We start from the raw sequence: 12,162 nt of genomic DNA, 5'->3' as shown, positions 1-12,162 counted from the left end.
TTTTTAAGTTTCCTTTTCCAAGGATGGATTAATAATAAATTTCAAATTTTTAAAAAGAGGTTTTAAATCTGAAGGAGCAAAACTTTCAAGTCTTTCAAGAATTTCTAAAGCTTGAGAAGAAAGAATTTGAAGATAGTAATGATTTGGTACTTCAATAACCAAAGTTCCATGGTTAAAGGAGTAAGGTTTTGTTTTTTTGAAAAAGTCTGGATGAATAACTTTTTCCCAGTTTTTTTGAGCTAATTCAAGAGCAATTATACTTTTTTTAACTTCTGGAGGAAGGTTTAATTCTTTAAGAATTTCTTTAAAGGAAAACATTCTATACCTCTTTAAGAATTTCCTCTAAGGATTTATAAACTATATCCTGCAATCTTTTTAAAAATTCTTCTGTTTCTGCTTCAAATCTTAAAACAAGAACTGGTTGTGTATTTGAGGCTCTTACTAAAGCCCATCCTTCCTTAAATTCAATTCTTGCTCCATCAACATCAATCACATTTAAGCCTTCATTTTTAAATTTTTTTATTAATCTTTCAACTACTTTAAATTTTACTTCATCTGGGCATTCCTTTCTTATTTCAGGTGTAGAATACATCTTGGGAATATCTTTTAAATATTCAGAAAGAGGGATATTATTTTGAGATAAGATTTCAATAAGTCTTAAAGAAGCATATACTCCGTCATCAAATCCGAACCATTTATCTGCAAAAAAGATGTGTCCACTCATTTCTCCTGCAAGAAGTGCCTTTTCTTCTTTCATTTTATTTTTAATAAGAGAATGACCTGTTTTCCACATTATTGGTATTCCTCCAAGTTTAGCTATTGTTTCGTACAAGGTTCTGGAGCATTTAACTTCTCCTATTATTTTTGCTCCTGGATATTTTTTTAATAAATCCTTAGCAAGAATGATTAAAAGCTGGTCTCCCCAAATAATATTTCCTTTTTCATCAATAACTCCTAACCTATCTCCATCTCCATCGTATCCAAAACCTACTTCATATCCACCTTTTAAAACCTTATCTTTAAGCCATTTTAGATTTTCAGGAACAACAGGATCAGGAAAGTGATTAGGGAAGGTTCCGTCTATTTCACAAAAAAGGCATTCTACCTCACAACCGAGCCTTTTAAAAATTTCAGGAGCTGTTAAACTACAAACTCCATTTCCTGGGTCTAAAACCACTTTTAATGGTCTTTTTAATTCTATATTATTGCAAACATAATCTATATATTTGTTTAAAATCTCTCTTTCTTCAATTTTTCCATTTCCTTTTTCATAATCCTTTTTTTCAATAATTTTTCTTATTTCTTGAATTTGGGGTCCAAAGATGGTATCCTTTCCTACACAGATTTTTAAACCATTAAATTCTGGGGGATTATGTGAACCTGTAACTTGGATTCCCCCATCAGAATCTTCAAAAGCAAAAAGAGAGAAATACATTACAGGTGTAGGACAAATTCCTATATTTATTACTTCAATTCCAGTTGATAAAATCCCCTCAATAAGTGCTTCTTGTAAAGAGGAAGAGGAGAGTCTTCCATCTCTTCCGCAACAAATTTTTCTTCCTCCCTTTCTTCTGATAATTGTTCCGTAGGCTTTTCCAATTTCTTTAACTACTTCCTCAGTAAAATCTTCTCCAACTTTTCCTCTAATATCATATTCCCTAAAAATATAAGGGCTTATTTTCATAGTAATCCTCTCCTACTTAAAATTTATTTAATTATAAACTAAACCTGCTAAATAAAAACCCATACAAATTAAAATAATTCTAATTTATCTCACTTACGAAGTGCGAAAAGTTGAAAAAGGGTTAAAGGGATATAAAATAAAATTGTGAAAGTCTTTGAACATTGGATTTTAGTTAAAGCTGATTCAAAAGAAAAAGCTAAAACTCATATAAAGTCTTTTTTAGATAAATATGAATTACTTTATTATGACAAAATAGAATTCTCAGAAATTCTTAGAGGAGATGATATTAAATTTTTTGATACCCTATTTTCTTTTTTTATAAATGATTTAGAAGAAGAGGGTTATAAAACTTTTATTACATACCTTTACTCATCTTTTAGATGGTTTTATGGGAATTGATAGCTATTTTTATAATTTAATTGAAGATTCTCATTTTGTGTCAAAAAAAGAAATTTATGCCATTCAGAGGGAGCCAGAGAAATATTATTTAATTAAAATAAAAGGATATTCCGAGGTCTCAGAACCTCTTTTTAAGTGGTTAAAACCTTTGATGAAAAAAGAGAAAGATAATAAATAAAAAGGGGGAATTAAAATGGAGAGAATTTCAAAAATTTTTTTGGGTTTAATTTTTATAATTTTAATTAGTTTTTCTATAGGTTTATCTAAAAGTGATAAAAAAATTTTAATGATTATTGCTTCACAAAATTTTAGGGATGAAGAATTGTTAATTCCTAAGAAGCTTTTTGAAAAAGAGGGTTATAGTGTGGTTATAGCGGGAACTTCTTTAAAACCAGCTAAAGGTATGCTTGGTGCTGTAGTTACACCCCAAATTTTAATTGATCAGGTTAAAGTAGATGAATATGATGCTATAGTTTTTGTAGGAGGAGTAGGTGCTAAAGAATATTTTAATAATTCTATAGCCCATAAAATAGCAAAAGAAGCGGTTTCCAAGAATAAAATCCTTGCAGCTATTTGCATTGCTCCAAGAATATTAGCTGAAGCTGGAGTTTTGAAAGGGAAGAAAGCAACTTGTTGGGCAGAAGAGGGAAAGAATTTGGAAAGAAAAGGAGCACATTATACAGGAAAACCAGTTGAAGTTGACGGAAATATAGTTACAGCTTCTGGTCCGCAAGCCGCAGAGGAATTTGCTAAAATTATAATAAAACTTTTAAAAGCTAAAAAATGAAATTTAATTTCGATTTACTATTTTTTTTAATTCTAAATAGGTTTCTCTTACTTTATAAACATAATCTAAATAAATAGGAAGTTCAGAAAGTGGAATAGCTTGTGGTCCATCACAGAGTGCCTTATCAGGTTCTGGATGAAATTCAACTAATATTGCATTAGCACCAGCTATTACACCTTGAGCAGTAACATGATAAATATCTCTTATCCCATCTGAAGATTTTATTCTCGTACCAATAGGATGAGATGGATCAATACATACAGGGAGTCTTGTAAGTCTTTTAACTACCGGAACATGAGCAAAATCAGTTAAATTTCTGTGAGGATCTCCTAAATGAGTTCTTACACCTCTTAGACAAAAAATAATTTTAGTATTACCTTCTGAGGCAATATATTCAGCTGCCATAAGGCTTTCTTCTAAAGCAAGTCCATATCCCCTTTTATATAAAATAGGAAATTCTTTCTGTTTACCTACTGCTTTTAATAATTCAAAATTCTGGGCGTTTCTTGTTCCTATTTGCAAAATTATTCCGCAAGGATTTCCGGTTAATTCAAGAGCTTCTCTTATTTCATCTATATGATGAGGAGAAAGAACCTCCATTACAATTATTTTAATTCCATATTTTCCTGCTAAATCAAAAAGCCAAGGAAGGCAATCCTTACCATGTCCTTGGAAATCATAAGGAGAAGTTCTTGGTTTATAAGCTCCCATACGAGCACAGCACACATTATTTTCTTTTAAGGCTTTAAAAACTTTTTCTGCATTCTCATAAGTATCAACTGCACAAAGACCAGCAAAGATATGAAAAGAATCTTGATTAAATTGGATTCCCTTATACTCAAATCCCAAATCACTTAGTAAACCATGTCTTCCAATTAACCTATATTTAGCTGTGACTCTTATAGCTTTTTCAACACCAGGTAAACTTTCTATTTCTTCTTGGGAAATCATATAGTCTTCCCCTATAAGATGAATTTCGAGAAGATTTCGGGTAACCCCTTTATGTTCCATAACTTTTACCTGTAAATGGGGAAATCGTTCCAAATAAGTCATTAAAGATTGAAATTCGGGACTTTCTTTGGTAATATGAGCTTCCATAATAATAATCATTACTTAACCCCCCTTTTTTATTTTGATTATTAAATTCAATAAATATCAAATTTCAATTTTTGCAAGTCTTTACTTCTAATTGGAAAAGTTTTAAAATAGGTTAAAATTAAAAAAAATAATAAATAAAGGAGGAACTTTTTGAATCCAAGAATAATCTTTTTTGATACTACTTTAAGAGATGGAGAGCAATCTCCTGGTGTTTCTTTAAACTTAAAGCAAAAAATAGAAATAGGAAGAGCTCTTGCAGAACTTGGCATAGATGTTATTGAAGGAGGGTTTCCTATCACCTCACCCGGAGATTTTGAGGCAGTAAAAACTCTTGCCAAAGAAATTAAAGGGGTAACTATTGCTGCACTTGCAAGAGCAAATAAAAAAGATATAGAAGTTGCTTGGGAGGCTTTAAAAGAAGCTGAATTTCCAAGAATACATACTTTTATTGCTACTTCAGATATTCATCTAAAATATAAACTCAAAAAAAGCAGGGAAGAAGTTTTAGAAATAGCAAAAGAGGCAGTTAAATATGCACTTTCTTTTTGTCCAGATGTAGAATTTTCAGCAGAAGATGCTACTCGCAGTGATTGGGAATATTTAGCTAAGGTGGTTTTAGAAGTAGTTAAAGTAGGAGCAAAAACTATCAATATTCCTGATACAGTTGGATATACAGTTCCTCACGAATACTATAATCTTATCAAATTTTTAATAGAAAAACTTATTTTGGCAGGTTATGAAGAGGAACTTAAAAATGGTAGCTTAAGAATTTCAGTTCATTGTCATAATGATCTTGGTTTAGCAGTGGCTAATTCACTTTCAGCTATTTTAGCTGGAGCGACTCAAGTGGAAGGAACCATAAATGGAATTGGGGAAAGAGCAGGGAATGCAGCTTTAGAAGAAATTATTATGACTCTTAAAACAAGAAAGGATTTTTTTGAAAAAGAATTGGGATATCCTCTTCAAATTAATATAAATACAAAAAAAATTGTTCCTACAAGTCAGCTTGTTTCTAAATATACCGGGATGTTTGTTCAACCTAATAAAGCTATTGTTGGAACAAATGCCTTTGCTCATGAATCTGGTATTCATCAACATGGAATAATTTGCGAAAGATCAACGTATGAGATTATTAATCCAGAAGATGTAGGATGGACAGGTTCAGCAATAGTTCTTGGGAAACACTCTGGAAGACATGCTATAGGATTTAAATTGAGAAGTAAGGGCTGGCAATTTGATGACGAAGTGTTAAGTCAAATTTTTGAGAAATTCCGTACAGAATTAAAGGATATACTTAAAAAAATAGATGATGAATATTTAGAAGGCATTCTAATAGATCTATTCTGGGAAAAAGAATATAGATACCATCTTGTTTCTTCACAAGTTATAAGTGTTTATAGTAGCTCTCTAAAACCTATTGCTCAAGTAGAGATAGAGGACAAAAGAGAAGGAAAAAAAGTCTCTATTGGACTTGGAGTCGGTCCTATTGATGCAGCTTATAAAGCAGTGGCAGAAGCCTTAGGTTATTCTTTTGATAAAAAAGAAGGAAAAGAATTTTTAAATCTAATAGATTTCCATATAAGCGCGCTTAGTGGAGGAACATCAGCAGAGGGTGTTTGTGGTTTAATTATTGAAGATGAAAAAGGATTAAGAACTGCAGGTCTTGGAAAAGACGGAGATATAGTAATTGCAAGTCTGAAAGCCTTTCTTAAAGCTTTAAACCGTTTAGAAGTTTTAAAAGAAAAGGGGGAGGAATTAAAAAAGAAGGTGCTTTCTTTTAAGAATTAAGAGGTCCTTTTTAATAAAAAGAGCCTCTGTGTTGCTTTATTTGCCCATTCACTGTCAGGGCTTAAATAAATTATAGATTGCCATAATTCTTCTGCTTTGGTTTTATCTCCTTTCTTAAAATAAATTTCTCCAAGATAATATCTTGCTTCCCCAGAGGTTTTGTCCAATTTTAAAGCTTGTTGAAAATAAAATTCTGCTGAATTAAGATCTCCCTCATTTAAATATATTAATCCTAAATAAATCAAAGTTTTAGGATAACGAGGATTTTCTCTAAAAGCGGAAAGAAGAGTAGATATAGCTTTATCCTTGTCTTTAAGTTGATAATAAGCCCAACCAAGATTAGTACGAGCAATAAAAGAATTTACATAATATGGGTTTTCTAAAGCTTTATTAAAATACTCTATTGCTTCTTTATATTTCCCTTGTAACATTTGAAGAGAACCTAAATTATTATAAGCTTCAGAAAAATTAGGATCTAATCTAATAGCCTCCTTTAAATTCTCTTCAGCCTTTAAATATTCATTTTTTCCCATATAAACAAGTCCAAGAAGATTATATATCTCTGGATCACATTTGTCAGCACTCTTAGCTAATTCAAGCTCATTTAGGGCTTCAGTATAGCGATTTTCCTTAATGTAAACTTTGGCAATTTCCTTGTGAGAAGCAGCTTTTTCTGAATAATATTCTTTTTGAGCTCTACAAGAAAATAAAATTAAAACTAAAATTACAAAAGGGATTAAAAATTTTAGTTTCATAGGTCTCATCCCTCTATGAATTTTATATATACTTTTCTTGTTCTCGGACCGTCATATTCTGCAAAAAATACCCTCTGCCAGGTACCAAGAATAAGTTTTCCCTTTTCTACAATTAAAATTAAAGAAGGTCCTGTAAGACTTGATTTTACATGCCCAGGAGAATTTCCTTCAAGATGTTTATAGCTAAAATTTTGAGGAGCCATTTTATCAAAAATATTTAAAATATCCTCCTTTACCGAAGGATCAGCTCCTTCATTTACAATTATTCCTGCTGTAGTATGAGGAACATATACAATACAAATTCCATCCTTAGAAGGTAATACCTTTTCAATTTCTTGAGTAATATCTATCAATTCTTCCTTTTTACTCGATTTTATTGTAATTGTAATTATCTCCATTAAATTTTAATAATATTTATAAAAATCCTTAAAGTCAAGATTAAAAATGAAAAAATTTTTAGCCATTTTTTCTTTTTACTTAATAATTTTTTCATTTTCCTATTTAAAAGCAGAAACTATTATCTTTATTGATAAAAGCAAAAAATTTTTGGAAATTAGAGAAAAAGAAAAAATAATAGCAAAATATGAAATAGGCTTTGGTTTAGAAAGCGTGCTTCCTAAAGAAAAAAGGGGAGATTTTTTGACTCCGGAAGGGGTTTTCAAAATAATTAACATAAAACCTTCAGAATACAAATATTTTCTTGAACTTAACTATCCCAACCTTAATGATTTGGCTTTAGCTTACTATAAGGGAATAATAGAAAAAGAAAAATTTATAAAATGGATAAATATGCTTGAAAATAAAGAAATTGTGGAAGATAGTTTACTTGGAGGAAAAATTGGTATTCATGGAGGAGGAGCCTTTAAGTGGGAAAAAAGAGATGGTAAACTTTATAAGAATTACCATTGGACTAAAGGTTGTATAGCTTTAAATGACAAAGATTTATTAGAACTTTTGAAATATGTTAAAAATGGGCAAAAAGTTTTTATTTTAAATTCTCAAAAAAAGTTTTTTGATATCCTTAAAAAATTTGTCTATCCTACAAAAATAAAACCTTTTGAAATTTTTGAGGGTGAGTTATATTTAAAATTGAATGAAGATACCTATATTAATTTTTATCTTTTAGAAAATTATCAGGGATCTAAAAAATTGGTTATTAAAAAATGGGTTAGAGGTGCTCTGAAAGAAAAAATAGAAAGTGATGAAAGCGGTAATATCCCAGAAGAAGAAGATTTTAAAAAGCTTTTTATAGAAAATTTGGAAAATCTTTTAAAGCCTTATAAACAACTTGAAATATAAAAAATGGAAGTTGTAAAAGAAATTACCAAAATGAAAAAAATTAGTAAGATTTGGAAAAAAGAAGGGTATAAAATTTCTTTTGTCCCTACTATGGGCTTTTTACATGAAGCGCATCTTTCTTTGATAAGAAAAGCAAAAGAGTTGGGGGATAAAACTGTAGTAAGTATATTTGTCAATCCTTTACAATTCGGTCCTAAGGAAGATTTTAAAGAATATCCAAGGGATTTAGAAAGAGATTTAGCTCTTCTTGAAAAAGAAGAAGTTGATGTAGTTTTTGTTCCAAAAACTGAAGAAATGTATCCTTCCGATTTTCAAACCTATGTTGAGGTTACTAAACTAACTACTGGACTATGTGGTGCTTTTAGACCAGGACATTTTAAAGGAGTAACTACAGTAGTTTTAAAACTTTTTAACATTATTAATCCTGATATAGCTATTTTTGGAGAAAAAGATTATCAACAGCTTCAAGTAGTAAGACAAATGGTAAAGGATTTAAATTTGGATATAGAGATTATAGCCCATCCTACTGTAAGAGAAAAGGATGGTCTTGCTATGAGTTCAAGAAATATATATTTATCTTCAGAAGAAAGGGAATCTGCAAGCACTCTTTATAAAGCTCTTCTTCTTGCTCAAGAACTTATAAAAGATGGAGAAAGAAATTCTCAAAATCTTAAAAAGAAATTAGAAGACTTTATTCACTCCTTCCCTTTTACTAAAGTTCAGTATATTGAATTTGTTGATCCTTTAACTCTTGAGCCTGTTGAAAAAATAGAAAAACCTGTTGTTTGCGCTTTAGCTGTTTTTGTGGGAAAGGCAAGATTAATAGACAATATGCTTATAAATCCAGAATAAAAATGTTTATAAAACTTTTGAAAAGTAAAATTCATTTAGCAACTGTTACAGGGAAAAATCTTTTTTATGAAGGAAGCCTCACTCTTGATAAAGAAATAATGGAAAAAGCTAATCTAAAGCCCTTTGAAGCTGTTTGGATATATAATCTTAATAATGGAAAGAGATTTGAGACCTATTTATTAGAAGGAAATAAAGGTGAAGTAGTCTTAAATGGAGCAGCTGCAAGACTTGGGGAGATAGGAGATAAAATAATTATTGTTTCCTATGCTTGGGTAACAGAAGAAGAAATTAGAAATTTTAAAACCTATTTAGTTTATCTAACAGAAAAAAATGAAATAAAAAAAATAAAATTAAGTTCTCATAATTTTTAATGTTAAAAGTCTATCCTGTAAGTCTTGGTTGTCCTAAAAATAAAGCTGATTTTGAAAAACTTTTATATGTATTATCTAAAAAGAAGTATCAAATAGTCCTTTCTCCTGAAGAAGCAGATATTATTTGGATAAATACCTGTGCATTTATAAGACCAGCAGTTGAAGAGGCAATAGAAAATATTTTAGAATTAGGAGAGAAAAAAAGAGATACCCAAAAATTAATTGTTTCTGGATGCTTAACTGCAAGGTATGGAAAAGAGGTATTAAAAAAACTTTTGCCAGAAGTAGATGATTTTCTTGGAATAGAGCCTTTTAAAAAATTTATCAAAAAAGAACCTCTTGAAAGAATTCTTACTGAAAGTCCCTTTTATGCATATTTAAAAATTTCAGAGGGATGTAATTATAAATGCTCCTATTGTACTATTCCCAAAATAAGAGGTCCTTTAAGAAGTAGACCCTTAGAAGAAATTTTAAAAGAAGCTGAAAACCTTTTAAAAAAAGGGGTAAAAGAAATAATTTTAGTTGCTCAAGATATTACTTCTTATGGAAAAGATAGAGGAGAAAAAGAAGGTTTATTGAAACTTGTCTCTATTTTATCAGAACTTCCCTATAATTTTAGAATAAGACTCCTTTATCTTCATCCAGCTAATATTAATAAAAAATTTGTTAAAGAAATGCTTCTTAATCCTAAGGTAGTTCCCTATTTTGATATCCCTATTCAACATGTTCATCCTGAAATTTTAAGAAAGATGAGAAGACCTGTAAATATAGAAAAAATTAAGGAAATAATAACTTATATAAGAGGAATTAATCCTTTTTCAGCTATAAGAACTTCTATAATAGTAGGTTTTCCAGGAGAAGGAGAAAAGGAATTTCTAACCCTTTGTGACTTCATAAAAGAAGTAGAATTTGATCACCTTGGAGTTTTTATTTTTTATCAAGAAGAAGGAACTGTAGCTGAAACACTTTTGCCCAAAGTTCCTTATAGAGAAAAAATAAAAAGAAAAAAAGAAATAATGAAAATTCAAAGAGAAATTTCTAAAAAAAGATTAGAAACAAGAATTGGTAAAGAGGAAGAAGTTTTGGTTTTGGGAGAAGATTTAAAAGGAAAGTTTTTTGGGATAGCTAAAATTCAAGCTCCAGAAATAGACGGAATAACCTATCTTTATTTAAATAAAAAATTGATTTACCCAGGCGATTTAGTAAAAGTTAGAATAAAAAAAGCTAATTTTTACGATCTTTGGGGAGAAATTATTTAAAGAATAAATTTAATCAATTCTACATCTGAAACAATATTCTCTAATTTTTCTCTTACATATTCAGGAGTAATAACTACTTTTGTTGGGGCAATATCTGGTGCAGAAAAAGATATATCTTCTAATACTTTTTCTACTACCGTATAAAGTCTTCTTGCACCAATATTTTCCATTTTTTCATTTATTTCATAAGCAATTCTTGCCATTTCTTCTATAGCTTCCTTAGTAAATTCTAATTCTACTCCTTCTGTTTCTAAAAGCGCTTGATATTGTTTTATAATAGCATTTTCCGGTTCAGTTAATATTCTTACAAAATCATCCTTGGTTAAGGGGTCAAGCTCAACCCTTATAGGAAACCTTCCTTGAAGTTCAGGAATAAGATCAGATGGTTTGGACATATGGAATGCCCCACTTCCTATAAATAAAATATAATCGGTTCTAACCATTCCGTAGCGTGTATTTACAGTTGTTCCCTCAACAATAGGTAAAAGATCCCTTTGAACTCCTTCTCTTGATACATCAGGACCGTGAGTTTCTCCTCTACTTGCAATTTTGTCTATTTCATCAATAAAAATGATACCACTTGTTTCGGTTCTATAGATAGCTTCTCTTATTACTTTATCCATATCTATTAATTTATTAGCCTCTTCTTTAGTTAAAATTTCTAAAGCTTCTTTTACTTTGACTTTTCTTTTTTTGGTTCTAAAAGGAAGAAAAGTAGAAAGCATATCCCTTAACTGCATTTCAATTTCTTCTAAACCTGATGCTGCAAAAATTTCTATAGCAGGTGTTTTTTGGATAGGTTCAATTTCAATTTCTACATATCTTTCATCTAAGACACCATCTCTTAGCATTTTTAAAAATTTTTCTTTAGTTAAGGGATCATACTCCACTTTAGAGGAAGAAGTAGGAATAAGAAGTTCTACTAAACGTTCTTCAGCATTTTTTCTTGCCTTTTCAAAAACTTTTTTTTCTTCCTCAGCTTTTACCATTTGTACTGCAATATGAGTTAAATCTCTTATCATAGATTCTACATCTCTTCCCACATATCCTACTTCAGTGAATTTAGTTGCTTCAACTTTTAAAAAGGGTGAATTTGAAAGCTTGGCAAGCCTTCTTGCAATCTCAGTTTTTCCAACTCCTGTTGGACCAATCATAAGAATATTTTTAGGATAAATTTCCTCTTTTAAAGGACCTTTAATTTGCTGCCTTCTCCAACGATTTCTCATTGCGATAGCAACAGCCTTTTTAGCTTTTTCTTGCCCTATTATATAACGATTTAACTCTTCTACTATTTCTCTTGGTGTAAGTTCTTTATAGTTCATAACTCCTCAACTATGATCTCAGAATTAGTATATATACAGATTTCACCTGCGATTTTTATTGAAATTTCAGCAATTTCTTTAGCAGAAAAATTTGTATGTCTTAATAAAGCTTTAGCAGCTGCAAGAGCCATTGGTCCACCAGATCCTATAGCAACTACATCTTCATCAGGTTCCACCACATCTCCTGCACCTGAAATAATAAGCATATGTTCACTATCACATGCAATAAGGAAAGCTTCCAATCTTCTCAAAGCCTTATCAGTTCTCCAATCTTTGGCAAGTTCTACAGCAGCTCTCAAAAGTTGTCCACTATAGGCTTCAAGCTTTTTTTCTAATCTTTCAAAAAGAGTAAGGGCATCAGCTGTTGCACCAGCAAAACCAGCTAATACCTTTCCCTTATAGAGTTTTCTTATTTTCTTAGCTTTATGTTTTATTATAGTATTTCCCAAGGTAACTTGTCCATCTCCTGCCATTGCAACTTTTCCATCTCTTTTTACAGCAATTACCGTAGTTCCTTTAAACATGTTATAAGTTATACCATAATTCAA

Annotated in this window: 15 protein-coding genes; 8 read left to right on the top strand and 7 right to left on the bottom strand. The window is 30.4% G+C overall.

Annotated features, from left to right (window positions below; translation table 11 throughout):
• Nucleotides 1-3 precede the first annotated feature (3 nt).
• Together TOPB45_RS01105 and TOPB45_RS01100 are read right to left on the bottom strand one after the other, a co-directional pair.
• Nucleotides 4-318 (bottom strand): DUF721 domain-containing protein, encoded by a 315-nt coding sequence (locus tag TOPB45_RS01105; protein WP_013909030.1) that lies wholly within the window; start codon nucleotides 316-318, stop codon nucleotides 4-6.
• Nucleotide 319: 1 nt separating this feature from the next.
• The gene (locus tag TOPB45_RS01100) at nucleotides 320-1,684 is read right to left on the bottom strand and encodes a phosphomannomutase/phosphoglucomutase (protein WP_013909029.1); all 1,365 of its coding nucleotides are present in this window, start codon (nucleotides 1,682-1,684) and stop codon (nucleotides 320-322) included.
• Nucleotides 1,685-1,828: 144 nt separating this feature from the next.
• On the opposite strand from TOPB45_RS01100, the gene TOPB45_RS01095 reads away from it, so the two are divergent.
• Genes TOPB45_RS01095 through TOPB45_RS01085 form a run of 3 tightly spaced genes read left to right on the top strand, consistent with a single transcriptional unit; the run spans nucleotide 1,829 to nucleotide 2,870 of the window.
• The gene (locus TOPB45_RS01095; protein WP_013909028.1) at nucleotides 1,829-2,083 is read left to right on the top strand and encodes a hypothetical protein; all 255 of its coding nucleotides are present in this window, start codon (nucleotides 1,829-1,831) and stop codon (nucleotides 2,081-2,083) included.
• Nucleotides 2,073-2,261, top strand: a complete 189-nt coding sequence (locus TOPB45_RS01090) for a hypothetical protein (RefSeq protein WP_013909027.1) — start codon at nucleotides 2,073-2,075, stop codon at nucleotides 2,259-2,261. Before TOPB45_RS01095 ends, TOPB45_RS01090 begins: the two co-directional genes overlap by 11 nt.
• Before the next feature lie 15 nt (nucleotides 2,262-2,276).
• Nucleotides 2,277-2,870, top strand: coding sequence for a DJ-1/PfpI family protein (locus TOPB45_RS01085; RefSeq protein WP_013909026.1), 594 nt, complete (start codon nucleotides 2,277-2,279; stop codon nucleotides 2,868-2,870).
• A 3-nt stretch (nucleotides 2,871-2,873) separates the two neighbouring features.
• Here TOPB45_RS01085 and TOPB45_RS01080 read toward each other — a convergent pair whose 3' ends face one another.
• The gene (locus tag TOPB45_RS01080) at nucleotides 2,874-3,980 is read right to left on the bottom strand and encodes a 3-deoxy-7-phosphoheptulonate synthase (RefSeq protein ID WP_013909025.1); all 1,107 of its coding nucleotides are present in this window, start codon (nucleotides 3,978-3,980) and stop codon (nucleotides 2,874-2,876) included.
• 138 nt (nucleotides 3,981-4,118) lie between these two features.
• Between TOPB45_RS01080 and TOPB45_RS01075 the strand changes: the two genes are divergently transcribed.
• Entirely contained in the window at nucleotides 4,119-5,756 is a 1,638-nt protein-coding gene (locus TOPB45_RS01075) for a 2-isopropylmalate synthase (RefSeq protein ID WP_013909024.1), read from the top strand.
• Here the strand turns inward: TOPB45_RS01075 and TOPB45_RS08475 are convergent.
• Together TOPB45_RS08475 and TOPB45_RS01065 are read right to left on the bottom strand one after the other, a co-directional pair.
• Nucleotides 5,753-6,511 (bottom strand): tetratricopeptide repeat protein, encoded by a 759-nt coding sequence (locus tag TOPB45_RS08475; RefSeq protein WP_013909023.1) that lies wholly within the window; start codon nucleotides 6,509-6,511, stop codon nucleotides 5,753-5,755. The genes TOPB45_RS01075 and TOPB45_RS08475 overlap by 4 nt on opposite strands.
• Nucleotides 6,512-6,516: 5 nt before the next feature.
• A complete protein-coding gene (locus tag TOPB45_RS01065) occupies nucleotides 6,517-6,909 on the bottom strand; it encodes a secondary thiamine-phosphate synthase enzyme YjbQ (RefSeq protein WP_013909022.1) in 393 nt (130 codons plus the stop codon).
• 46 nt (nucleotides 6,910-6,955) lie between these two features.
• On the opposite strand from TOPB45_RS01065, the gene TOPB45_RS01060 reads away from it, so the two are divergent.
• From TOPB45_RS01060 to rimO, 4 genes are read left to right on the top strand one after another with little or no spacing between them, the layout of a single operon-like run.
• Entirely contained in the window at nucleotides 6,956-7,810 is an 855-nt protein-coding gene (locus tag TOPB45_RS01060) for a L,D-transpeptidase family protein (protein WP_013909021.1), read from the top strand.
• A 3-nt stretch (nucleotides 7,811-7,813) separates the two neighbouring features.
• Nucleotides 7,814-8,662, top strand: coding sequence for a pantoate--beta-alanine ligase (gene panC / locus TOPB45_RS01055; RefSeq protein WP_013909020.1), 849 nt, complete (start codon nucleotides 7,814-7,816; stop codon nucleotides 8,660-8,662).
• 2 nt (nucleotides 8,663-8,664) lie between these two features.
• On the top strand, nucleotides 8,665-9,033 hold the full coding sequence (gene panD / locus TOPB45_RS01050; protein WP_013909019.1) for an aspartate 1-decarboxylase: 369 nt from the start codon (nucleotides 8,665-8,667) through the stop codon (nucleotides 9,031-9,033).
• Entirely contained in the window at nucleotides 9,033-10,292 is a 1,260-nt protein-coding gene (gene rimO / locus TOPB45_RS01045) for a 30S ribosomal protein S12 methylthiotransferase RimO (RefSeq protein ID WP_013909018.1), read from the top strand. The genes panD and rimO overlap by 1 nt, the downstream gene beginning before the upstream one ends.
• On the opposite strand, the gene hslU is transcribed toward rimO, so the two are convergent.
• Together hslU and hslV are read right to left on the bottom strand one after the other, a co-directional pair.
• Entirely contained in the window at nucleotides 10,289-11,614 is a 1,326-nt protein-coding gene (gene hslU / locus TOPB45_RS01040; RefSeq protein WP_013909017.1) for an ATP-dependent protease ATPase subunit HslU, read from the bottom strand. The genes rimO and hslU overlap by 4 nt on opposite strands.
• Complete coding sequence (hslV, locus tag TOPB45_RS01035) at nucleotides 11,611-12,138, bottom strand: ATP-dependent protease subunit HslV (RefSeq protein WP_041430274.1); 528 nt, start codon at nucleotides 12,136-12,138, stop codon at nucleotides 11,611-11,613. Before hslV ends, hslU begins: the two co-directional genes overlap by 4 nt.
• Nucleotides 12,139-12,162 lie beyond the last annotated feature (24 nt).

The organism is Thermodesulfobacterium geofontis OPF15, from assembly GCF_000215975.1.
GTDB lineage: Bacteria > Desulfobacterota > Thermodesulfobacteria > Thermodesulfobacteriales > Thermodesulfobacteriaceae > Thermodesulfobacterium > Thermodesulfobacterium geofontis.
This window is presented reverse-complemented; position numbering and strand designations above follow the sequence as displayed.